This is a genomic window from Collinsella sp. CLA-ER-H2 (assembly GCF_040092405.1).
Classification (GTDB): Bacteria; Actinomycetota; Coriobacteriia; order Coriobacteriales; family Coriobacteriaceae; genus Collinsella.
The window spans coordinates 1-21,522 of the sequence record NZ_JBBNLO010000029.1; the positions used below are offsets into that span (position 1 = coordinate 1).

22 protein-coding genes and 1 pseudogene are annotated in these 21,522 nt (G+C 59.8%); 12 read left to right on the top strand and 11 right to left on the bottom strand.

Going from position 1 to position 21,522, the window contains the following annotated elements; genetic code table 11:
* The 4 genes and pseudogenes from AAAX59_RS08165 to AAAX59_RS08180 all read right to left on the bottom strand — a co-directional run.
* Positions 1 to 889: pseudogene (locus AAAX59_RS08165) on the bottom strand (hypothetical protein); the annotation flags it as partial.
* 10 nt (positions 890 to 899) lie between these two features.
* Complete coding sequence (locus AAAX59_RS08170) at positions 900 to 1,604, bottom strand: hypothetical protein (RefSeq protein WP_349071417.1); 705 nt, start codon at positions 1,602 to 1,604, stop codon at positions 900 to 902.
* Positions 1,605 to 1,682: 78 nt separating this feature from the next.
* A complete protein-coding gene (locus tag AAAX59_RS08175; RefSeq protein WP_349071418.1) occupies positions 1,683 to 2,375 on the bottom strand; it encodes a DUF1788 domain-containing protein in 693 nt (230 codons plus the stop codon).
* Position 2,376: 1 nt separating this feature from the next.
* The gene (locus tag AAAX59_RS08180) at positions 2,377 to 3,027 is read right to left on the bottom strand and encodes a DUF1819 family protein (protein ID WP_349071419.1); all 651 of its coding nucleotides are present in this window, start codon (positions 3,025 to 3,027) and stop codon (positions 2,377 to 2,379) included.
* Between the two features lie 344 nt (positions 3,028 to 3,371).
* On the opposite strand from AAAX59_RS08180, the gene AAAX59_RS08185 reads away from it, so the two are divergent.
* The 3 genes from AAAX59_RS08185 (at position 3,372) to AAAX59_RS08195 (ending at position 6,034) form a co-directional block, all read left to right on the top strand.
* Positions 3,372 to 3,545 (top strand): hypothetical protein, encoded by a 174-nt coding sequence (locus tag AAAX59_RS08185; protein WP_158549272.1) that lies wholly within the window; start codon positions 3,372 to 3,374, stop codon positions 3,543 to 3,545.
* 131 nt (positions 3,546 to 3,676) lie between these two features.
* Positions 3,677 to 4,801 (top strand): 3-phosphoserine/phosphohydroxythreonine transaminase, encoded by a 1,125-nt coding sequence (gene serC, locus AAAX59_RS08190; RefSeq protein ID WP_349071420.1) that lies wholly within the window; start codon positions 3,677 to 3,679, stop codon positions 4,799 to 4,801.
* Positions 4,802 to 4,870: 69 nt separating this feature from the next.
* Entirely contained in the window at positions 4,871 to 6,034 is a 1,164-nt protein-coding gene (locus tag AAAX59_RS08195) for a phosphoglycerate dehydrogenase (protein WP_349071421.1), read from the top strand.
* A 349-nt stretch (positions 6,035 to 6,383) separates the two neighbouring features.
* Here the strand turns inward: AAAX59_RS08195 and AAAX59_RS08200 are convergent, their stop codons facing one another.
* Positions 6,384 to 7,433 (bottom strand): hypothetical protein, encoded by a 1,050-nt coding sequence (locus AAAX59_RS08200; RefSeq protein WP_349071422.1) that lies wholly within the window; start codon positions 7,431 to 7,433, stop codon positions 6,384 to 6,386.
* A 142-nt stretch (positions 7,434 to 7,575) separates the two neighbouring features.
* Here AAAX59_RS08200 and AAAX59_RS08205 point away from each other — a divergent pair, with 142 nt between their 5' ends.
* Both AAAX59_RS08205 and AAAX59_RS08210 read left to right on the top strand, forming a co-directional pair.
* Positions 7,576 to 8,808 carry a M20 family metallopeptidase gene (locus AAAX59_RS08205; RefSeq protein ID WP_349071423.1) on the top strand — a complete coding sequence of 411 codons (1,233 nt, stop codon included), beginning with the start codon at positions 7,576 to 7,578 and terminating at the stop codon, positions 8,806 to 8,808.
* A 39-nt stretch (positions 8,809 to 8,847) separates the two neighbouring features.
* Positions 8,848 to 9,528, top strand: coding sequence for a DUF1015 family protein (locus AAAX59_RS08210; RefSeq protein WP_349071424.1), 681 nt, complete (start codon positions 8,848 to 8,850; stop codon positions 9,526 to 9,528).
* A gap of 129 nt (positions 9,529 to 9,657) precedes the next feature.
* Here the strand turns inward: AAAX59_RS08210 and AAAX59_RS08215 are convergent, their stop codons facing one another.
* The 3 genes from AAAX59_RS08215 to AAAX59_RS08225 form a co-directional block, all read right to left on the bottom strand.
* The gene (locus AAAX59_RS08215; RefSeq protein WP_349071425.1) at positions 9,658 to 10,293 is read right to left on the bottom strand and encodes a histidine phosphatase family protein; all 636 of its coding nucleotides are present in this window, start codon (positions 10,291 to 10,293) and stop codon (positions 9,658 to 9,660) included.
* A 17-nt stretch (positions 10,294 to 10,310) separates the two neighbouring features.
* Positions 10,311 to 10,853 (bottom strand): histidine phosphatase family protein, encoded by a 543-nt coding sequence (locus AAAX59_RS08220; protein ID WP_022095009.1) that lies wholly within the window; start codon positions 10,851 to 10,853, stop codon positions 10,311 to 10,313.
* Positions 10,854 to 10,935: 82 nt separating this feature from the next.
* On the bottom strand, positions 10,936 to 11,607 hold the full coding sequence (locus AAAX59_RS08225) for a nitroreductase family protein (protein ID WP_138374913.1): 672 nt from the start codon (positions 11,605 to 11,607) through the stop codon (positions 10,936 to 10,938).
* A gap of 264 nt (positions 11,608 to 11,871) precedes the next feature.
* Here AAAX59_RS08225 and AAAX59_RS08230 point away from each other — a divergent pair, with 264 nt between their 5' ends.
* Together AAAX59_RS08230 and AAAX59_RS08235 are read left to right on the top strand one after the other, a co-directional pair.
* Positions 11,872 to 12,474, top strand: a complete 603-nt coding sequence (locus tag AAAX59_RS08230) for a DUF308 domain-containing protein (RefSeq protein ID WP_349071426.1) — start codon at positions 11,872 to 11,874, stop codon at positions 12,472 to 12,474.
* The gene (locus AAAX59_RS08235) at positions 12,475 to 12,957 is read left to right on the top strand and encodes a DUF188 domain-containing protein (protein WP_138374911.1); all 483 of its coding nucleotides are present in this window, start codon (positions 12,475 to 12,477) and stop codon (positions 12,955 to 12,957) included.
* 19 nt (positions 12,958 to 12,976) lie between these two features.
* Here AAAX59_RS08235 and AAAX59_RS08240 read toward each other — a convergent pair whose 3' ends face one another.
* Positions 12,977 to 14,065: a putative manganese transporter gene (locus tag AAAX59_RS08240; RefSeq protein WP_349071427.1), complete on the bottom strand. Its 1,089-nt coding sequence runs from the start codon at positions 14,063 to 14,065 to the stop codon at positions 12,977 to 12,979.
* Positions 14,066 to 14,237: 172 nt separating this feature from the next.
* Between AAAX59_RS08240 and AAAX59_RS08245 the strand changes: the two genes are divergently transcribed.
* From AAAX59_RS08245 to AAAX59_RS08265, 5 genes are all read left to right on the top strand, one after another.
* Positions 14,238 to 15,206: a 3'-5' exonuclease gene (locus AAAX59_RS08245; protein ID WP_349071428.1), complete on the top strand. Its 969-nt coding sequence runs from the start codon at positions 14,238 to 14,240 to the stop codon at positions 15,204 to 15,206.
* Between the two features lie 351 nt (positions 15,207 to 15,557).
* The gene (locus tag AAAX59_RS08250; protein WP_349071429.1) at positions 15,558 to 16,748 is read left to right on the top strand and encodes a hypothetical protein; all 1,191 of its coding nucleotides are present in this window, start codon (positions 15,558 to 15,560) and stop codon (positions 16,746 to 16,748) included.
* Between the two features lie 419 nt (positions 16,749 to 17,167).
* Positions 17,168 to 17,533, top strand: coding sequence for a metalloregulator ArsR/SmtB family transcription factor (locus AAAX59_RS08255; protein WP_055285819.1), 366 nt, complete (start codon positions 17,168 to 17,170; stop codon positions 17,531 to 17,533).
* A gap of 63 nt (positions 17,534 to 17,596) precedes the next feature.
* Positions 17,597 to 17,815 carry a heavy metal-associated domain-containing protein gene (locus AAAX59_RS08260; RefSeq protein WP_349071430.1) on the top strand — a complete coding sequence of 73 codons (219 nt, stop codon included), beginning with the start codon at positions 17,597 to 17,599 and terminating at the stop codon, positions 17,813 to 17,815.
* A gap of 100 nt (positions 17,816 to 17,915) precedes the next feature.
* Entirely contained in the window at positions 17,916 to 19,868 is a 1,953-nt protein-coding gene (locus AAAX59_RS08265; protein WP_349071431.1) for a heavy metal translocating P-type ATPase, read from the top strand.
* 282 nt (positions 19,869 to 20,150) lie between these two features.
* Here AAAX59_RS08265 and AAAX59_RS08270 read toward each other — a convergent pair whose 3' ends face one another.
* Complete coding sequence (locus tag AAAX59_RS08270; protein WP_217750867.1) at positions 20,151 to 20,540, bottom strand: metal-dependent transcriptional regulator; 390 nt, start codon at positions 20,538 to 20,540, stop codon at positions 20,151 to 20,153.
* Between the two features lie 207 nt (positions 20,541 to 20,747).
* A complete protein-coding gene (locus AAAX59_RS08275) occupies positions 20,748 to 21,518 on the bottom strand; it encodes a Cof-type HAD-IIB family hydrolase (RefSeq protein WP_349071432.1) in 771 nt (256 codons plus the stop codon).
* Between the last annotated feature and the right edge of the window lie 4 nt (positions 21,519 to 21,522).

Consider the following 21,522-nt stretch of genomic DNA (forward strand, 5'->3'; position numbering starts at 1 on the left):
TACATAGAGCTCTATTACAATAGGGTGCGCATGCATTCCACCCTGGGCTACATGTCTCCAGTGGAATACGAGCGGCAATACGCTTGAGGATCCTTAAAAGAAAGTCCAGTTTATCCTTCCCACTCCAGACATCGTAGCTCTCAAGACCCTCTGCGTTTTCAGCCGCGCGCTCCGCACAGACGACGACCTGAATGATGCCATGCTCCAAATCCTTGGAGATTGTGTCGAAGAAGCGCCAGAACGGCACGAGTGCACCAGTCTGGTCATGCTGGATGGCCTGAGCGCTCTCCTGAAACGCGCTCAGCATGGAGCGCTCGCCCGTGGACATGTGCTTGGCCTTAACACCATGCTTGCGTACCTCGGTCATCACGTCGGGCAGAAGCTTAAACTGGTAGCCCACAAACGGGTAGCTGGCCACAAAATCCTTGGAGTTGGCGAAGCCGGCAAGGTCGGAGCGCGAGCCCCCCTCAAAGGTAAAGTTGTTTTTGAGGACGGCGGCGTCTTGCTCGTAGACCCGTGCAAGCATATCGGCCGCCGGCGCGGTCTTCTCGAGCACACGGCGCTGGATGACCTCGTCCACGCTGGAGCTGGAGAGCGAAAGGCGGGTATTGAAACGGCCCTGGATCTTTGAAAAGTCGTTGCCCACGGGCAGGCTCAGGTTGTCGATGGCCTCCTGGCTCGTAACCATTACCCACACGCGGCCACCGCAGGCGGCACCCAGCTCCTCGACGATGGTCTGAAGGCTCAGCATAAGGCTTGGGTCCTGGTCGTTTGTAATAAACTGTCCCACCTCGTCGACCATAAAGAGCAAACGGAAGTTGCCACCGTGGGCCGCTGCCTGAGCGTCCACGTAATCCTTGACCTTTTTGGCAAAGACATCGGGGGCCAAAACCTCGTCCTCAGAACCCCTCGAGCCAGTTCCATGCGGCCTTTTCGCTCATGCCGAGCACGCTCTGCAGCACCTCGACGACGTCGTCCTCAAAGTAGCTGTAGGTGTCGCGGGCCTGGAGCCAGGACTCGCCGTTGACGCGCTCAAAGGCCTCGCGGAACTCCTGGGTCTTGCCCAGGGAATCGATGTAGTCCTCGAGCTTTGCAAGCTTGAGGTCCTCGCCGTAGAAGCCGCGCGCCTCGTAGAACATGCGCTCAAAGCCGCGAAGCAGCGCCGTGGGAGCCGTATCGCCCTGCTTCCACTGACCCGCCTTGCTATCGATGTTAAAGAGGATGGCCTGCGTGGGCACCGAGCAGGCGCGCTCCATGGCAGCCGCGACCATGGAGTCGACGATCTTGCCGTCAAAGTAGCGGATGGCGCTCTTGCCGCCGATCTGGCGATTCTCGAGCAGGTAGCTCAGCATCTTGAGGAAGTGCGATTTACCGGAACCGAAGAAACCACTGATCCACACGCCGATCTTGTCGGTGCGCGCATCGATGGCATCGCCGTAGGCCTTGAAGAACGTGGCAAAGTGCCTCTGCAACTCGCGCGTCACCACGTACTCGTCAAGCTCCTGGCGGATGGACCCATCTTTTGAATCCTGGACCTTGACCACGCCGTTGATGGAGCGGTTGATGTCTTTTGCAAAGAGGTCGCGAATGATCGTGTTGTCCATGGGTGCTCCTTTGGGTTTGGGAACGTTGTGGCAAAGGGTTGTTACCGGCGGCAGGGACTTGCCTGCGGGGAGCCGTGCTTACGAGATATCGATGGCGCGGTAGTAGTTGTCGGCCGGCAGACGGTTAAAAAGCTGGAAAGAAGAGCCGTTGAAACTACCCGGATAGGCGGCGACCACAGGCACCTCATCAAAATCCGCAAGCATGCAATGGAGAAGCGTGTGCATGCGAAAGAATGGGAAGACCTCGCCCGCGCCGGTGAGGAGAACGACGTCTCCAGGCGCGTGCGGCTCGGTCTGCTCAAGGATGTACGCGGCGACTTTCTCGGGCGAGGCGAACTTGGCCACGTCCTCGAGCACGCGCTGGGTACCGCGGCGCTCCTCTTGGCGTGGGATGGCCTTAAGGACACGGCGCTTTTCGAGAATTGCCAGCACGGCGTCGTAGAGGTTCACGACCTTGAGCGTGCACGGAAGCTTGTCGGCCTCGGCATCGCGTGAAAGGGTGTCAAATAATGCACGCGCCTCAAACTCCAGCGCAGGGTCATAGCAAAAGGTGTGGAAGCCGATCTCATTGCCTATGCCCTTGTTAGCCAAAAAGTCCTCGCTGCACAGGCATTCGCGCAGAAGCTGCGCGCGGCGCTCAAATTCCTGACAGGCGTGCTGAGAGCGGACATGCGCCGCCACGACGCTCTTACGGGAATGGATGCCGATATTGGTGGTGAGATCGGTCGCCGGGGTGATAGCAGGTTCGGCGGCGCTGTTGACAGGAGCCACGCTACATCACCACCCTGCCGGTAAGGGCCGCGATAAGCGACTGCTCGCCCAGCAGAACCAAGGCTCGCTCGACATCGGAATCGAGGAAGAGTGGTGACAGACGCTCGGACTCCGGGCCCTGGCCCTCGCCGATAAGGCCGGCATGGCGGAGCGTCTGGCGGAGCGAGCCCTTAATGCGCTTGACCGTGGCCTCAGTCCAGCGGGCCGCGTCCGGATACTCCGTGGTAAAGCGTGTCATAAAGGCATTGAGGTCAACCGCCGTAAAGGCATAATCGAAGTTTTGTAGGCGCTCCCCTACCTCGACGAGCACGAGCTCGCGCACGATATCGTAGCGGCAGATCATGCTGTAGAAGATGGCCTGGTCCGCCTGCGTGGGAGTGCCGGATGCCATGAGCCTGGTTAGGGATGACACAGCCTCGACGGCGATATTGGAGTCGATGCCACGCACGGCGCATGCGGCGTCCGTGGGCACCATGGCGTCGAGGCGTCGAAGGCACACGGTTGCGCGGTTGGCGACCATGCGTTCCGTGGGATATTGAAAGAGGTTCTCGCTCTTTACGCGTACAATGACCTGCTCGTCGCTTGCGCCCTGCATACGAAGGGCAGCGACGATGCGCATCTCATGCGGGAGGAATTGCTCGCGGGTGAGCACCCCCCCCCCCCCGAACGCTTTTTGTGGTTATATCCACAGTACACGCTCCAAGGGTGTCAAAGGCTGTCACAAGTGCGCCGCAACCCGGCAGGCAGGTGCGGCGCACATGGCAATAATCATACCTGTTGGTAAAAAAGTTACCACGCCCAGAGTGTCAAATGTTGAGCAACAAAATTAAATCCGGTTAACGGTCATTTTCGCAGCTCAGAAGCTTTGACGAGGTCGCCCCAAATCACACTTGCCAGACAACCGCGCTTACGAATGCAGGCACGCACACGCCCAACGCCATCCTCCGCTATATTCAACATAGAGTTATACACATGCTTCTATGTAAGGAGCTTCATATGTCTGTCGTAAAGTCTATTTCTGATCAGACGCGCGCACTAACTACCATTCAGGAACGCGAAGATCACATTCAACGTGCCATCGCTCGTGGCTACGACGACCTCACCAACGGTCGCGTACGCCCCTGGAAACAAGCAAAGGCCGAGGCGGATCGGATACGAGCCTCGAGATAATCCCTCCCCCATGTAACAACCCTGTAAATCATAGCGGCACACTCGGGTTTTGCTGTGATGCGGTCGCGCCTGACGCTCCACTGTGCTAAAGTATCCCGAACGTTCAAACGACTACGAGGGGGACCTAGAAGATGGCACGTGTGCACAACTTCTCAGCTGGCCCGGCCGCGCTGCCTACAAGCGTGCTCGCCGAGATCGCCGACGAGATGATGGACTACCGCGGTTGCGGCATGTCCGTGCTCGAGATGAGTCATCGATCTAGCATGTACCAGCAGATCATCGACGACGCCGAGGCAACCCTGCGTCGCCTGCTGAGCATCCCGGACAACTACCACGTCCTATTTTTGCAGGGCGGCGCCACGTTGCAGTTTGCGGGCATCTCGATGAACCTCATGCGCCGCGGCCGCGCCGGCTACGTCGTGACCGGCAACTTCGCCAACAAGGCGTACAAGGAGGCCGCCAAGTACGGTGAGGCCGTGCTGCTCGCGAGCTCCGAGGACACCAACTTCGACCGCATTCCCACCATGGCCGACGTCAACGCGCGCATTGCCACCGAGGCCGCGGGCGACGGGCTCGACTACGTCTACATCTGCCAGAACAACACCATCTTTGGCACTATGTTCCACGAGCTGCCCGATTGCGGCGACGTGCCGCTAGTCGCCGATGTCTCGAGCTGCTTTTTGTCGCAGCCGCTCGACGTTGAGCGCTACGGGCTCATTTACGCCGGCGCGCAGAAAAACGCCGGTGCCGCGGGCGTGACCGTGGTCATCGTTCGCGACGACCTCATCGCAGATGGCCCCGCCTTTGCGCAGACGCCGCAGTACCTGGACCTTAAGACCCAAGCCGTCAAGGGCTCCATGCTCAACACGCCCAACACCTTTGGCATCTACGTGTGCGGCAAGGTGTTCCATTGGGTTGAACAGACCGGCGGACTTGCCGCCATGGCCGAGCGCAACTGGGCCAAGGCCAACCTGCTCTACGACCTGCTCGAGAACAGCAAACTATTCCACGGCACCGCACAGACAGACAGTCGCTCCATCGCCAACGTCACGTTCCGTACCGGCGATGCCGACCTCGACGCCGCCTTTGTCGCAGGCGCGGCCGAGCACCAGATTCAAAACGTCAAGGGCCATCGCCTCGTCGGCGGCATCCGCACCAGCGTGTACAACGCCGTCACCATGGAAGACGTGCAGGCACTGGCCTCGTATTTGAAGGACTTCGAAGCGCAGCATAGTTTGAGCCCGCGATCTAACTAGCCCGCAACGAGCGGGCCGACCAGCCACTTCAAACCACTTGTTATAAACAAATCCGCTAAGGAGTTTTTCATGCGCAAGATTAAAACCATCGACGACATTACCAAGGACGGCAAAGTCGAATTTGGCGAGGGCTACGAGTTTGTGGGCACCGCCGAGGAGGCCGACGCTATTCTGATGCGCTCCACCGACCTGCACGGCTACGAGCTGCCCGAGGGCATCCGCGCCATCGCCCGCTGCGGCGCCGGCGTCAACAACATCCCCGTCGAGGAGTACGCCAAGAAGGGCGTCGTTGTCTTTAACTCCCCCGGCGCCAACAGCAACGCCGTCAAGGAGCTCGTCCTGGGCATGCTGGTGCTTTCGAGCCGCGGCGTGGTGCAGTCGATGAACTGGGTCCGTGACAACGCCGACGACCCCGAGATACAGGTCGACGCCGAGAAGGCCAAGAAGGCCTTTGTGGGCCGCGAGCTCAAGGGCAAGCGCATCGGCGTCATCGGCCTGGGCAACGTGGGCTCCAAGGTCGCCAACGCCTGCGTCGATCTAGGCATGGACGTCTACGGCTACGACCCGTTTATTTCCGTCGAGCACGCATGGGTGCTGAGCCGCGAGGTGCAGCGCGTGGGCACGCTCGAGGACCTGTGCCGCGGCTGCGACTACCTCACCGTGCACGTGCCCAGCAAGGCCGACACCATCGGCATGATCAGCACCGAGCAGATCGACCTGCTGGCCCCCAACGCCGTGCTGATCAACTACGCGCGCGAGACCATCATCGACGAGGATGCCGTCGACGCCGCCCTGCGCGAAGGCAAGCTGAGCTGGTTTAGCTGCGACTTTGCCACGCCCAAGACCGTCAAGATGCCCAACACGTTTATCACCACGCACTCGGGCGCCGGCACCGGCGAGGCCGAGGCAAACTGCGCCGACATGGCCATCAGCGAGCTCAAGGATTACCTGGAGAACGGCAACATCGCGCACAGCGTCAACTACCCCGCTTGCAGCATGGGCAAGGCGCGCGCCGCAAGCCGCATCGCCTGCCTGCACGCCAACGTGCCCAACATGATCGGCCAGATCACGGCCATCCTTGCCAAGGACAACGCCAACGTGCAGCGCATGACCAACGAGTCCGCCGGCGAGAACGCCTACACCATGTTCGACACCGACGAGCACCTGGACACCAGCACCATCGAGGCGCTCAAGCAGATTCCGTCGATGTATCGCGTGCGCGTGATCAAATAGCGCCGGCGCCAAGCCTGCCAGGAAGGCCATGAAGCCCATTCGGCCCCCGTCTTCACGAAACGGGGGCCGATTTCGTTGCTCCGGCTGGTTTTGAAAATGCTATCCAGAACAAGTTTTTTCGGATAATCGACACTCATACCCAAATCACTGAGCACACCTGCTTTGATAAACAGCTTTATCAGGGGCTTTAGTAGGTAAAAATCGATCTCAATATACCACATCCAAGTTAACTGTCGATTTTCCGAAACAACTAGTTCCGAATAGCAATTCTATAGCCCTTTCAAGGCGAAACTGAAGCCTTTTTCGCGCCCAAAACTCTAGTTCGCGCGACCGCTTTCCACCTGCACGACTACATTCCCGCCCAATCGATAAAAATCTCCTCACGAAGCCGCCGTTCGAGCTCCTGCTGCCGCGGTGTCTTGTCTTTCAACGGCGCATCGAGATAGGACATGATGAGTTCCATCACCACGCGGAAGGCATCGGAGTCGGCCAGCTGGCCATAGGTCATCAAAACGACGGGATATCCCATCGCTTGCAAGGCCGTCGTTCGGTCGGAGTCAGAAATCTTGGATTCAATGGATCCGTGAATGGCTTTACCTTGGCATTCAACCAGACACTCTCGACTGCCGTCCTTATTTGCCAGCAGGATATCGGCATAGCGCCTATCAAGCCCCGAAATCAGGCGGGCGCTGCGCGTCATACGAATCTCAACGTTATTGGTAAGGCGCAGCCCTTCGCCGCCGCGCAACCTCGTAAGGCCAAACAGCATCGAAGCCTGGACCTCAAGCGGCGATGCCGCCACCCCCGTAATGCATTTCGTGGCACGTGTGAACGATTTAGCACCGCGGAGCCCCGGGATCTTATCGACGTACTCTGTAAGTTCAGAGAACTCGATCAAGGGCGGTCGTTTCCACAGGTCCGTTGGATTCCCCGAGACATCCTTTACATTTTCCCAACCCAACCGTGCGTCACCCCACCGGTCCCCATATGCCTGCACAAGTGCCGACTTTACCTGAGGCGCAATCTTGCACACGGCAAAGGTGCCGCACATCTCATACATGCACATGATTAAACGCTCGTTTGAGACCGAGGAAGCCAGGGTCAGCAGGGTAAAGAGCGGGGACGCAACATCGAGGCCAAACTCCGTCTGCCGCATGGAATCAAACGGCCTCTCCCCGTTCCAAACATGCCTGACAATGCGATCGCCCTTGCGCCCGCAGACGCCCTGCGCCAACACGTGTAACGGGGTGCCCAGGAAATGCTTGACGAGCGGATGCTCACATAGGTGCTCCCTGCGCGGATCGTCCGCAGAATTTGGCAGGTCCGGCATTATTGCCAAGACCTGTGGAGGTATCCGGTGATACCGAAAGGCAGATATGTCGCACAGTATGTCGTCCATGAAGGGTACGTACCCACTGCTTCGTTTGTGAACCCGCTCAGACGGCGAGCGCGATGGCTCGGCCTGCGAACGGCAAATATCGCCACGCGCATGTCGCAGATCTCTCAGGAGACTTACAATCGGTTTGGAAAGCAGACTGATTGTGAGGTTGCATATGGTTGATGAGGACTTTGCCTGGCGGCTTACGCAGGAGCTCGTGCGGATCGACAGCTCAGACCCGGGCGCGTATGAGGACGAGATCGAGCACTTCATTAAGAGGCTCATTGAGCAGCAGCTGGCGCAGCTTGATAGTCCTGCGCTCGATGCCGTGCAGATTGAGGAGCTCGAAGTACTCCCCGGGCGCCGCAACCTTATGATTACCGTGCCGGCCGTAAGCGACGAGGCCCGACTCGTCTACATCTGTCACATGGATACCGTCACCCTGGGCGATGGCTGGGAGGCAGACACGCCGCCGCTCGGAGCGATCGTGCGCGACGATAAACTCTATGGTCGCGGCTCCTGCGATATGAAGAGTGGCCTGGCCTGCGCCATTGCCGCACTGGTCCATACGCTCGAGCGCGTGGCGGCTGATGGCGCGCTGCCACGCCGCGGCTTTTCGCTCATCTGCTCGGTCGACGAGGAAGACTTCATGCGCGGCTCAGAGGCCGCGATCGATGCTGGCTGGGTCAGCTCGCGCGAATGGGTGCTGGACACCGAGCCCACCGACGGACAGATCCAGGTGGCGCACAAGGGGCGTACGTGGTTCGAGATTGAAATGGCTGGCGTGACGGCGCATGCGAGCCAGCCTTGGAAGGGCGCGGATGCCGTCGCCGCCATGGCCGAGGTCGTGTGTTCGCTTCGTCGCGCGTTTGCGGCGCTGCCCGCGCACGATGAGCTGGGGCCTTCGACCATCACGTTTGGCCAAATCGAGGGCGGATATCGCCCCTACGTCGTACCCGACCGCGCCAAAGTTTGGGTCGACATGCGCCTGACCCCGCCGACCGATACGGCCGCCGCAATCAATATGGTCGAGCATGCCATCGCCGTCGCCGAAGCCACCGTTCCCGGTTGCCATGGCAGCTACACCGTGACGGGCGACCGCCCCGCCATCGAGCGCGATCCGGTCTCTCCCCTTCTAGCTGCACTCAAGTGCGCAGCAGACGATGTAACGGGCACGGATACGACCGTCGGCTTCTTTACCGGCTACACCGACACTGCCGTCATTGCCGGCAAGACGGGTAACCGTAACTGCATGAGCTATGGCCCAGGCTCGCTCGCGCTCGCCCACAAGCCCAACGAATATGTGCCCCACGCCGACATCGTTCGTTGTCAGAACGTGCTCATCGTGCTCGCCGACAACGTGCTCTGGGACGCGAGCGGCCAAGTTGGGGCATAATAAGCCGCGAACAAACCGACTCGTGCGTTAGGACCGCCCATGAAAGCACTTCCGTTTCCCTGCATCCGCCCGGCTCAGGACCGCGTGCTCGAGGCGCTGCCTGCAATGGACAGCATCATGAGCGGCAACGATGCTCTGCGCGGAGCCATTGCCGATGGTCTGATGCTCAAGGACCCGGGTGCGGCGTATTACGTGTACGAATGCTCGGGCGAGCCGGGACGTGTGACGGGTGTCGTGGCGATCTGCCCGGTTGGTGCGCTGGCGGGCGGCGACGCGGTTGCCGCCGATACGACCGCCGCTGCGCGCGCAATCGCCGACCTCAAGGTACAGCCCCGTCCCGTAACGCTTGTCTACGAAGCCTCTCCCGTCATGGATATCATCCTCGGCGCCGCAAAAGAGGGCGCTTCACTCTATGCCGTCACCGACCCCGCCGGCATTACGCACCGCGTGTGGGAGGTCAAGCGCGAGGACGCCGTCGGGGCCATCCGCGCCATGCTCGACCAGGCGCCGGAGCCGGCACTGGCCGACGACCCTGCCTACGCTGTCGCACTAGTCGAGGCATCACAGCTCCTGGCCGACGGTGCACGTGCCGCCGGCACCTACACGGGCAAAGAGCCGTTCAACTTTGCCGTAGCTGCGCTCTTCCCCGCCGCGCAGGTCAGCGGCGGCGCGGCGCAGGTTCCGACGGGTCTGCTCACGCACCAGGTCGCGCGGTTCTAGCAAGACCAGACCGTCCAGCACAAAAATCGGCAGCCCAACAAACAGGGGGCGGAGATGCAGCAGGTACATGCATCTCCGCCCCTTTTGCGTCGAGAAGTTATGCCGACGACCCGTGCCGCCGCGCTCGCGTTATCCGCGCTGCGGACCCGCAGTAGCCACGAGCGGTTCAAGCCCCAGCTCGCGCGCGTAGTCTTCCTGCGTAAAGACTTCGACCAGTTCAAACGTATCGGCCGCATCGTCAAACGCAAAATGCAGCACTGAGCAGTTGCCCGGCACGCGTTCGCACTCGTCGGCCGCCGCGCCCCGCACGTGGTCCAAAAACTCCTTGATAGCCGAACCGTGGCTCACCGCGAGCACACACTCGTGGTCCGGACGTCGCATAAGATCGGTTATCGTCGCCGCCATGCGCTCGCGCACCTGCATCTGGCCCTCGCCGCCAAACTGACGATAGAAATCTCGCCACGGGCGCTCGGGCATAAGCATCACGCGCTCGGCCTCAAAGTCGCCAAAGAACCACTCACGCAGACCGTCCAGGCGCTCGTACGCCAAGCCCGGCCACAGGTTGGCGATAGTCTGCTCGGTGCGATGAAGTGTGGAGGTGTAGGCATGATCGGGTTCAATGCCGCGCGCACGTAAGAACATGCCGGCACGCGCCGCCTGGTCGCATCCCAGCTGCGTGAGCGGCGAGTCACTCCAACCCTGAATAATGCGCTTAAGGTTGAATATTGTCTGCCCATGACGAACCAGATACAGGTCTTTATTCATAGGGGTCCTTTCGTTCGTTACCAATCAAGGAGCGAAAACGCACCGTCGCAATAGCCAAAATGAAGCACGGCACCGTTGTCGGGTAGCTCTCCCCTGCCAGTCACATACTCAAGAAACTCCTGGCAGGAAGAGCCGTGGGAGACTGCCAGCACACAGTCGTGCTGCGGCCTGGCCATGATGTGGGACAGCGCCGCGACCATGCGCGACTGGAGCTCGCCTTCAGACTCGCCACCAAAGGCCACCGGATAATCACCCCAGGGCTGCGGCGGCATCTCGCGATTTGATGTACCCTCCAGCGAGCCCAAATGCCACTCGCGCAGGTCATCGACCAGCTCTATCGAGCGGCCCTCACCAGCAATTAGCTCAGCCGTATGCCGCGCCCGGCCCAACGGCGAGGAATACACACGGTCAAAGGTCACGCCACGCGCCTCAAACGCCGCGCGCGTCGCCAGCGCCTGCTCGCGCCCGCGCGCCGTAAGCGGCGAATCGTGCCCACCCTGCAAAATGTTCTGCACATTGAGCTCAGTCTGCCCATGCCGCACCAAATACAAATCTGCCACACGTCCTCCCCTCGCACCACCGCAAAGGGGACAGGTACCTTTGTGGTGGTTTACCGCCGGATCACACCGCGGTGACGCTCAGCTACACCAGTACGTCGGCAAGCGGGCGCTTGGGTACGTGGTGCACCTGCGCCTCGTCGCGCCAGTAATTAATTGAGCCGTCGGGGTTGGAATCGATCGCATCGATCACCTGCGTCTCGGCCGGAACGCCAAACGCCATGATCAGCTTGAGCTCATACTTATCGCTATCGAGCCCCATGGCATCGATCGCGTGGGGCGTAAAGGCCTTGAACATGCAGGCAGCCACCTCGGGCGTGGCGCTGCGGGCGGCGAGCATCATCGTCTGCGCGGCAATGCCCGTGTCGACCTCAGTAATAGGAGCGGCGGGCTTACCCGGAACGGCGCGCTCGGCAAGAATCGCGATGTAGCCGGTCGGGCGCTCGCCCTCATCGGGACCCGGCCAATCCTTGAGCGCACCGGCCCATGCAAGCTCGTCAAATACACGCGCGCAGTCCTCTGCACCGCTTACCACATGAAAACGCAGACGCTGAGCATTGGCACCACAGGGAGTCAGGTGCGCCAGCTCCGCCAGCTCAAGCAAAAGCTCACGCGGCACGCGCATGGACTCGTCAAAGCGACGGCACGTGCGGGCGCAGCGAACCAACGCATCAAACGCGTCCAAGCCGAGCTTTTCGCAACCCTGCTTTGCCATCGACTCCGCGCTCGACGGCGCCGCGGGAACTGTTTCGTTCATAGGGACCCCCAATTTCGGGCAATTGTTCTTAGGAGAATCTAACCTAAAACCTAGGCAATTACATACAGCGGCGTAATGTTCTACAATTGTTGATTAATCCTCACTGGAGCGGGAACAAAAGTAACAATTCGGGAATGTGGGGCGGCAATTCGTCCTTCCCGCCCCATGCATCGGCGCCCTTGGGCGATACTTGTTGCAGCACTTTTGGCGTACGCCGCACGGAGAGCAATGAACGCGACGTGCACCGCACGGAAAGGAGACATTATGGGCATCCTTAAGAACGATGACCAAAAATCGAGCCAGTTTGGATTTGACGAGAAAAGCATGGCAGGCAAGGCCGTCAAGGCCGTGCGCTGGATTTACGCCATCACGGGCGTCTTGGCGCTCGTCGCCGGCATCGCACTGCTGTTTGCGCCCGCCAAGTCCCTCGTCTTCCTAACGACCGTCTTGGGCTTCTACTTTGTGATCACGGCCGCGATCAGGCTGTTTACCGCTGTTTTCGAGCCACTGCTGCCCACCGGCTGGCGCGTGACGAGCATCATCTCCAACCTACTCATTATCTTGGGCGGCGTCATAATCCTGCGCAACCAGGCCTTCTCGACCGCGACGCTCACCACGATGGTGGTTATCGTGGCCGGCTTTGGCTGGATCGTCGAAGGTGTCATGTCCATTCTGGAGTCCGAGCTTTCGTCCAACCGTGCCCTCGCCATCCTGAGCGGCGCGCTCTCCATCATCGCCGGCATGTTCGTGTTTATCTATCCGCTGTGGTCGGCCAAGATGCTCGTCATCTTTAGCGGCACCGCACTGCTGGTGTTTGGCGTAACGCTGATTGTTCGCGCTATTCAATTTGGCAAACTGGTGCACTAGATGCCGCGAACGCTCTTTATTGATGCAGACGCCTGCCCGGTCACGCGCGAGTCGATTGACTGCGCGCGGCGGGCGGGCGTCGCCGTCGTTATCGCCGGCAACAGCACACAGAACCTGGAACGCCACATTCGCCGCGACGATCCGCGCGACGTCGAGCATGCGCGACGCGGATTTTGGGTCACGACGCTCGATGTGAGCGTGGGCGCCGACAGCGCCGACTTTGCCATTGTCGAACGCCTGCAGGCGGGCGACGTAGTCGTGACGCAGGACATTGGCTTGGCGAGCATGGTGCTCGGGCGCGATGCCGCCGCCATCGGCGTGCGCGGGCGCGTCTACGATAAGGCGACCATCGACATGCAACTGTTTATTCGCCACGAGGAAAAGAAGGTGCGCCGCGCCGGCGGTCGCACTCGCGGTCCGGCGGCATTTACCAGCGAAGACCGGGCCCGCTTTAAGCGCAGCCTCACCGAGCTGCTGCGCTAACCAAGGTAGATTTTTGGGCTTAGAGACCAAAGGCAGAGAGAACGATTCCCCAACCGGCGCCGATGACGTACATCATGACCAGGAACATGACGTTCTCGCGGGCACTGCGGTTGGTGCGGAACAACACCAGGTAGCCCACGCCGGCGGAGATAAGCGTGCCGGCGAGCATCGGTGCCAGCTGTAGCGCGCCCTCCAGGTACAGCTGCGTAATGACCACGCTCGCCGAGCAGTTGGGGATCAGGCCGACAAGCGCCGAACCCAGGACGGCGAGCGTCTCGTTGCCACGCAGGAACTGCTCGATCGCGGACTCGCCGAAGGTCTCGAGCACGGCGACCAGAATCAGCGTCACCAGAAAAATGAATACCGATACCTGCACGGTGTGCGAGATGGCGCTGCGAATAATCGACAGGAGGGGCGCGCTCTCGTGAGAGTGGGAGTGACCGTGGCCATCATGGTGTTCATGCTCGCCCCCATGACCGTGATCGTGTCCATGTCCGTGTTCGTACTCGTCCTCGTCTTCATCGCAACCGCAATGGTCGCGCTCGCACAGCTCATGGATGTGATCGGCGCTCACGCCCGCCTCGGCCACTTCATCAATGATGTCGCCCCCGGTATGGTCGTCGTGCGCGCAGTTCACATGAGCCGGATTGGAAGCGGTCCCCAGCACGGTACGGCGAATCGCCGCATGCGCGCGAGCGTTACGACGAAGGCCGCGGATAGCCGCGTCCACGATAAAGCCCGTGACCAGCGCGATCAGTGCCTTCGAAGCCAAAAGCATCGCCATGGTCTGCACGGGAACCTGCTCGGCAAGTAGCAGCGGCAGCATCTCGTCGGAGGTCGAAAGGAACACCGCCACCAACGTGCCCAAGGTCACGACGCGACCGGCGTACAGCGTTGCCGCCATGGCCGAAAAGCCGCACTGCGGCACCATACCCAGCAACGAGCCAACCACGGGACCCGCGGCGCCGGCGCGCTTGATGGCCCCGTTAACGCGGTCGCCCGCGACGTGCTCCAAGGTCTCGAGGGCCAGATACGTCACCAACAAAAACGGCACAAGCGAGAGCGTGTCCTTGCCGGCGTCGAGCAGAATATCAATCAGCAAATCCATGACGGATGGAACCTTTCGTGTCTTTCGGCAGCATTGTAAAAGTCCTAGCGGTCAACTAGGGTATTGTAGTTGTCCTAGGCGCGATGCCAATAGTTGCCCATGGTAAACTATCATCTCGCCACATCTCAATGAACCCGAGCCGCGCGCTGCGGCCCGTCCAAGGAGCAGTTATATGAACGTTTCACAAGCGCTCGAATACGAGCGCCAGCCGTTTATTCCCATGTTTATCTATGGCGATCACGGCGCCATGGAGTCCGAGCGCCAGAAGGGCGAGGAGGCCCTTAAGGTGCTCGAAACCGAGTACTTTACCGCCGAGGGCGACCCCAGCTTCGACTTTGCCACCGTGCGCGACCTGGCTGACCGCAACCGCGACCTGTGCGACCAGATTGGCGGGGCACGCCTGCGCAACGTGACGCCCGCGACGCTTTCGCGCGGCCTGTCCGATGCCGACACCTGCGCCGCCATCGGTAAGATGCAAAAGCGCACCGCCGCGTCGGTCATGCGCGAGATCCGCGGCGACCGCGACACGCTCGGCGTGGCCTACGCCCGCAAGCCCATCCAGGGCACCGTGCTCGGTATCGACATCGAGACCACCGGCCGTGCACCCGAGCGCGGCTATATCATCAACGTGGGCTGGGAGATCATGGAGCTCACCAGCGACGCCGTCCCGCATGACGCCGAGGCACACTACTGCGGCCTGCCCGACATCTACCGCGGCGAGGATGTGCCGCTATCGAACATCCATCACATTACCTGGGACGACATCGACGGCAAAAAACCATTCCGCGAGAACAAGGAACTGCAGAAGCAGCTGCTCAAACTTATGAAGAAGTACCCGTACATGGCGCATAACGCCGCGTTCGAAGACAGTTGGTTCAAGATCCACCTGGACGGTTACGCCGAGGCACGCCGCGCCGGCAAGATCATCGTCATCGACTCGCGCCAGATCTGCCGCAGCCTGGATGCCGACGTCCGCTCGCTCCCCCGCGAGTCCGCGCCCGCCGCGCTCGAGAACTGGGCGCGCCGCCGTGGCACCCTCGCCGCCGACGCCAACGAGCAGCACCTGGGCCTCGACGACACCGACCTCATGCTCCGCACCGTCCAAGCCGAGTTCAACCTCAAGAACCTGTTTGCCAAGTAGAAACGTCTACGACAAACTCCGACGTAGATCACGAGCGGCCTCGCAGCGGGAAACCCCGCAGCGGGGCCGCCCTACGTTCCACAGATAGATCTGCCATCACAAATTCTGAACCCTCATTTTGAACGATTTCGACCAATTCCCAACACGCAATTCGTTGTCGGATGGTGATACATCGATATCAAATGTGCAGCAATTGAGTATTTATATGCTATAGCTAAGCTGCGAAAACTTTTATTTAGGGCATACCAACTCATAATTGCGTCAAGCTTTTGGACAGCATTTGGTTAGACCTCTAAAACGGCTTTTCCACTCAGTGCCATCAACACGGCATTAGCTGACACGATATATACCATGAGTATCGTATTGTCACATACCACTGCAAAAGCGGTCTACCAGGCCGCGCATTCGGTGTCTGCGAAAGGCATCGAATCCTGTAGTCCTGCCGCGATTTACGGATCATGTCCCACCGGAACGCTCCTTGACGCAGCCACAGAATGGCTCACCAAACATGATGTTTCCCTCGACGCAAATGATTCCCTCGAGGTGATGGTGTTTGATCGCAGGAATGCGCGCTATGCAATGAACTGTCAGTGCCACGTTTCTTCAAAACGATTCTCGAACTCACGCTTTATAGAGCTCAAAGATGGCATCTTCATTGTTGGCGTTGAGCTTTGCGCACTTCAGGCCGCCACCTATCTTTCTTTTCGCGAACTAGTGGAGTACTACTTTGAACTGTGCAGCGCTTACTCCCTTGGAACCGGCTCTTCCACCTCTTATAACGAGCGTTTCGCGCTCACCTCGACCGAGAGGCTAAAACAGTTCTTTAATTCCATTACCAGATGCGACGGTCTGGCCCTTGCCCGAAAGGCGATCCAATGTGTGCGCGACGGATGCCGGTCTCCTATGGAAACAGCCTTTGTCATGATGCTAACGCTGCCCAAAAGCGAAGGAGGGCTTGGTATTAAGGGAATTGAGACCGATTACGAGGTGCAGGTCACCACTGCCGCAAAGAATCTCACGAGACGCAAAAAGTTCTTTATGGATGCGTATCTAAAGAAATCTCGCACAGACATTGAATACAACGGTTTTTATCATGACGCGGAAGAAGACCGCGCCATCGATGAGGAGCGCAAGAATGCACTTGCGTCCATGGGGTACGGAATCATCACCGTCAGTCGTTATTCCTTTATGCATGCTAGCTCTTTCGTTAGGGTCATGGAAGCAATCCAGCGGAAAGAGGGCGTACGCCCCTCGCGTCTGCCAAAAGACTTTCAAATCATGCAAGAGGACCTGAGACAGTTTGTGCTCAGAAGGTTTATAGAAGAGAAAAAGCGAATTCAGAAGCAGCTTCGCCAGGATTCCGAAGATCGTCAACGAATCGACCTCGAAAAAGCAACGCTCGAAGGCATCACGCTGGATGACCCGACAATTAATGAAGTTCCGGCAATCGATGACATGCAGACAGTCGAATCCGACAGCCCATCATTTGCCCAAACAAGCAGCCTCGCGCCCGAGGGCAGGATCTTCGGGGCCGGGAGCTAGACCGGCTAACAAGGTGGGCACCTTAGCGACGTGCAAAATTGCGAGTATTCAGCAGAGCCGGGTGTCTATCACCCTCGAGTGGATCCAAATGTGAAGCGAAATCACTCTTGCGTGAGAGCGTTAGGCAACATTTGAGGAAGAACTCATCGGATTAACACCCTAAGATAACTCTTTAGCTGCATTATTTGGCCTGCGATAAATTAACGGACCCCCTATCGTTGCAGAATACTCCAATTTTTGCACGGCTCAAGGGCACCCACCCCGGCATCGGCTATCAAAACCGCTCAGTCCGGGATCTCGTCCACTATTCCCCATCATTTTGTGCAACGAATTACCTGAACGTCATTGACATATGAACATACACTCATATAATCGGAAGCAAGTTATATGAGCGCATGTTCATATGAAAGGATATTGCAATGAGCATTCGCGTTGATGAAACGAAACCCGACATCGAGGCCACCGAACCCGCGATCCCCACCACCTGCTCGCCCGAGGACCTTCCCGACGAGGAACTTCTCTACGACCTCGCCGACCTGTTCAAGGTCTTCAGCGACACCACGCGTATCAAGATCCTTTACGCCCTCATGGGCCGCGAGCTCTGCGTGGCAGACATCGCCGAAGCGACCGAAACCTCGCAGTCGGCAGTATCGCACCAGCTGCGCACACTCAAGCAGTCGCACCTGGTTAAATTCCGGCGCGACGGGCGCAATATCCTCTACTCGCTCGCCGACGACCACGTCTACACCATGCTCAACCAGGGCATGAGCCACATCTGCGAATAGCAGCCAACCACGGTACCAGCGCGGCCTGCACCCAAGCCGCAAATACAGGGAAAGGAACCCACCATGAAAAAGCAGTTTAAGCTCGATGAGATCGACTGCGCCAACTGTGCGCGCGAGCTTCAGGACGAGCTGGCCAAGCTCGATGGCGTCGAGTCCGTTTCGGTCAACTTTATGACCCAGAAGCTGACGCTCGAGGCCGATGAAGCCGAGTTCGACGAGGTCCTCGACCGCGTTGTGGAGTTCACCGCCGACGCCGAGCCGGACTGCGAGATCATTCTCTAGCCCAAGTTTACGCCAACCCGCAAGGCCGCGCTTGCCGCGGCCTTTGCTCGCGAAATTATATGAGCGGGTGTTCATACATTCAAATGGGAGGATACGAGTCATGGCCACCGCCGACCCCAAAAAGAAAAAGAAGAAGCGCAAGAAAAAAGAATCACTCGAGCATAAGCGCAACCGCATCCTGGTAGCACTGGGCATTTTTGCGGTGGTGTATGCCCTCGACGAACTCGGTGCCCTTACCGCCGCATTCGGTACCCCGGGTGACATCTACGCCAGCTTCGTGCTGTTCCTGGTGCCGTTCCTAATTGCCGGCTACGACGTGCTCCAGAAGGCGTTCAACAACATCCGCCGCGGCAAGGCCTTCGACGAGAGCTTCCTCATGGCCGTCGCGACCATCGGCGCGTTTGCCATGGTGCTCTTCCCCGATACCGACCCGCACATGGCCGAAGGCGCCGCCGTCATGCTGTTCTACCAGGTCGGCGAGCTGTTTCAGGCGTACGCCGTGGGCAAGAGCCGCAAGTCGATCAGTGCCATGATGGACATCGCGCCCGACTACGCTAACGTCGAGCAGCCCGACGGCACACTCGAGCAGGTCTTCCCCGATGACATCGCGGTCGGCACCGTGATCGTGGTCAAGCCCGGCGAGCGCGTGCCTATCGACGGCGTCATCGTCGAGGGCGAAACCCAGCTCGACACCGCCGCCCTTACCGGTGAGTCGGTCCCCCGCCCGGCCAAAACCGGAGACGATATCATCAGCGGCTGCATCAACATGACGGGGCTCATCCACGTGCGCACCACCAAGCCCTTTGGCGAGTCCACCGTCGCACGCGTCCTGGAGCTCGTGGAAAATGCCAGCGAAAAGAAGGCGCGCACTGAGAACTTTATCACGCGCTTCGCCCGCGTCTACACGCCCGCCGTCACCGGCGCTGCCGCGGTACTCGCGCTCGGCGGCGGCTTGGTCACCGGCGCCTGGTCCGACTGGATCCTGCGCGGCCTGACCTTCCTGGTCGTCAGCTGCCCGTGCGCGCTCGTGATTAGCGTCCCGCTCAGTTTCTTTGGCGGCATTGGCGGCGCATCCAAGCTGGGCGTCCTCATCAAGGGCTCCAACTACCTCGAGACGCTCGCCGATGTGGACACCGTCGTCTTTGACAAGACCGGCACGCTCACCAACGGCACGTTTTCGGTCGTGGCGGTACACCCCGAGGCTGGCTACACCGAGCAGTCGCTGCTTGAAGTCGCAGCTCTTGCGGAGTCGTTCTCCGATCACCCCATCGCGCAGTCCGTGCGTGTCGCCTACCAGGGCGAGGTCGACCCCAAGCGCGTTAGCAACTCCGCCAACGACGCGGGCCACGGCGTGACGGCAACCATCGACGGCAAGCACGTCGTCGTTGGCAACGCAAAAATGCTCGCCGCGACCGGAGTCGAAGCGCCCGATTGCGAGGTCGTCGGTACGATCCTTCACGTGCTGGTCGATGGCATCTATGCCGGCCACATTGTAATTGCCGACACCGTCAAGGCCGATGCCGAGCAGACGATCAGCGACCTGCACGCCGCCGGCGTCAAGCGCACCGTCATGCTCACGGGCGACCGCGAGGAGGTTGCGGCGTCTGTGGCCAAGCAACTCAGTCTCGACGAGTTCCACGCGCAGCTGCTGCCGGGCGATAAGGTCGAGCGTGTTGAGGCGTTGCTCGCGGCCGAAAGCGGCAAGGGCAAGCTCGCCTTTGTCGGCGACGGTATCAACGACGCACCTGTGCTTACGCGCGCCGATGTGGGCATTGCCATGGGCGCTATGGGTTCCGACGCCGCGATTGAGGCCGCCGACGTGGTGCTCATGGATGACAAGCCGTCCAACATTTCCCGCGCGATCCGCGTGGCGCGCAAGACCATGGCGATTGTTTGGCAGAACATCATCTTTGCGCTGGGCATTAAGCTGCTGATTCTAGTGCTGGCAGCACTCGGCATTGCCAACATGTGGCTTGCTGTGTTCGGCGACGTAGGCGTGGCGATCATCGCCATCCTGAACGCCATGCGCGCGATGGGTGTCAAGAACCTGTAGCGTTCGTGAGCTGTCCGGCCGGGACCGGGCTTGGTTTTGAAAACGTCCTCGCGCATGAGGCCCGTCTTTCCTGCTCCTGCGGAGCAACGGAAAGACGGGCCTCGCGCTGCGGAGTGTTTTCAAAACCAAGCCCGGCCCCGACCTGCGTTGACACAGCTGGTGGTTCTTGGCATCGCTTACTGACGGGGTTCCTTGTCTGAATTGGACTTAGTTGGTGGTGCTACTGATCCCGGTCGCTGTCCCGCGCCGTTCCGGCGCGGGAGGCGCGCCGCTGCGGGAGTGCTAGTCGGTCATTATTGGCGCCGAAGCACCGTCCCGTCCCAGCATCGCCCTCAGCTTCTCGAAGCTTTCCTCGCTTAGGCAGTGCTCCATGTGGCAGCCCTCTTGCGACGCGACCTCAGCCGAAACACCCGCATCCTCTAGCAGCCCCACGAAAAAGCAGTGACGCTCCCACATTTGGCGCGCGACCTCCAGACCACGCTCCGTCAGATGAACGTCGCGCTTGCCCATTTCGACATAGCCGTTGCTTTCCAACGTCGCCATGGCCTTGGAAACGCTCGCCTTGGTTACGCCGAGGTGCTCCGCAACGTCGATCGAGCGCACGATGCCCTGACGTTCCGACAGAACGTAGATCGATTCGAGATAGTCTTCTCCGGATTCACGTAGGGCCATGGGCCGCCTTTCGCGATGATTGCTAGTTAGCCTTTGGATACTTTTCACAGCTTACTTTACCGCAAAAGTTGCCCATGTCTTACTACTTTGCCTAAAAGTTAGCCGTGTTTCACAAAACGTGCGGGACGAAAACAAAATGGGGACGCCCCGCAAGGAGTGTCCCCAGGTGCCGGCAGAAAAGGAGCGTCCCAAAGTGCCGAGCCGCAGCTATAACAGGCCAAAGTGCTTTGCGGCGTTGTAGATCCCATCGTCGTCCACGGCGGTCGTCACGTAGGTCGCCGCAGCTTTCACCGTGTCCTGCGCGTTGCCCATGGCCACACTTGTGCCCACGGCCGAGAACATCGACAGGTCGTCCTCGCCGTCGCCAAAGGCAATCGCTTCACTCGCGTCGATGCCCAGGCGCTCCAGCGTCGCCGCCACACCCAGGTCCTTGCCGCCGTTGGCCGGAATAATGTCGCAGAACAGGTCGCACCAGCGCGTGGTGAGCGAATGCGACACGGCATCGGTCACGATATGCTCGTCAACTGGGTCAACAAAGGCACAGAACTGATAGACCGGCGCGTCAAAGGCATGCTCAAACGGCTCCTCGTGGTAGACGATTCCCGCGTTGCTGCCAGCCGTCACCACGCGCTCGGACAGGCGGTTCACAAACGAGTTCTCGCCCTGCATGCACAGTGAGTCGTAGCGCCCCTGCGCCACCTGGTCCACAATCACCGCAACGTCGTCCGGATCGATCGGGCAGCTGCGGTAGACGCCCTTGGCATCAAAACAGTGCTGGCGCGAAAGCGTAATGTACGCATCCCAGCCCAGGTCGAACAGCCAGTCCGGCATCTGGTAGGTCGGACGGCCCGTGGCGATCACGCACGCAATCCCCTGCTCGCGAAAGCTGTCGAGCACCTGCTGCGCCGACGCCGGAATCCGGTGGGTCTTAAAGCTCAGCAGCGTACCGTCGATATCGAAAAACGCGGCTTTGATCATTCTC

Excerpts from the sequence above, each read along its gene's own strand:
- AAAX59_RS08170 (WP_349071417.1), bottom strand. The coding sequence starts at position 1,604 with ATGGACAACACGATCATTCGCGACCTCTTTGCAAAAGACATCAACCGC.
- AAAX59_RS08185 (WP_158549272.1), top strand. The coding sequence starts at position 3,372 with ATGTCTGTCGTAAAGTCTATTTCTGATCAGACGCGCGCACTAACTACC.
- serC (WP_349071420.1), top strand. The coding sequence starts at position 3,677 with ATGGCACGTGTGCACAACTTCTCAGCTGGCCCGGCCGCGCTGCCTACA.
- AAAX59_RS08195 (WP_349071421.1), top strand. The coding sequence starts at position 4,871 with ATGCGCAAGATTAAAACCATCGACGACATTACCAAGGACGGCAAAGTC.
- AAAX59_RS08200 (WP_349071422.1), bottom strand. The coding sequence starts at position 7,433 with ATGGACGACATACTGTGCGACATATCTGCCTTTCGGTATCACCGGATA.
- AAAX59_RS08210 (WP_349071424.1), top strand. The coding sequence starts at position 8,848 with ATGAAAGCACTTCCGTTTCCCTGCATCCGCCCGGCTCAGGACCGCGTG.
- AAAX59_RS08215 (WP_349071425.1), bottom strand. The coding sequence starts at position 10,293 with ATGAATAAAGACCTGTATCTGGTTCGTCATGGGCAGACAATATTCAAC.
- AAAX59_RS08225 (WP_138374913.1), bottom strand. The coding sequence starts at position 11,607 with ATGAACGAAACAGTTCCCGCGGCGCCGTCGAGCGCGGAGTCGATGGCA.
- AAAX59_RS08230 (WP_349071426.1), top strand. The coding sequence starts at position 11,872 with ATGGGCATCCTTAAGAACGATGACCAAAAATCGAGCCAGTTTGGATTT.
- AAAX59_RS08235 (WP_138374911.1), top strand. The coding sequence starts at position 12,475 with ATGCCGCGAACGCTCTTTATTGATGCAGACGCCTGCCCGGTCACGCGC.
- AAAX59_RS08240 (WP_349071427.1), bottom strand. The coding sequence starts at position 14,065 with ATGGATTTGCTGATTGATATTCTGCTCGACGCCGGCAAGGACACGCTC.
- AAAX59_RS08245 (WP_349071428.1), top strand. The coding sequence starts at position 14,238 with ATGAACGTTTCACAAGCGCTCGAATACGAGCGCCAGCCGTTTATTCCC.
- AAAX59_RS08250 (WP_349071429.1), top strand. The coding sequence starts at position 15,558 with ATGAGTATCGTATTGTCACATACCACTGCAAAAGCGGTCTACCAGGCC.
- AAAX59_RS08255 (WP_055285819.1), top strand. The coding sequence starts at position 17,168 with ATGAGCATTCGCGTTGATGAAACGAAACCCGACATCGAGGCCACCGAA.
- AAAX59_RS08260 (WP_349071430.1), top strand. The coding sequence starts at position 17,597 with ATGAAAAAGCAGTTTAAGCTCGATGAGATCGACTGCGCCAACTGTGCG.
- AAAX59_RS08265 (WP_349071431.1), top strand. The coding sequence starts at position 17,916 with ATGGCCACCGCCGACCCCAAAAAGAAAAAGAAGAAGCGCAAGAAAAAA.
- AAAX59_RS08270 (WP_217750867.1), bottom strand. The coding sequence starts at position 20,540 with ATGGCCCTACGTGAATCCGGAGAAGACTATCTCGAATCGATCTACGTT.
- AAAX59_RS08275 (WP_349071432.1), bottom strand. The coding sequence starts at position 21,518 with ATGATCAAAGCCGCGTTTTTCGATATCGACGGTACGCTGCTGAGCTTT.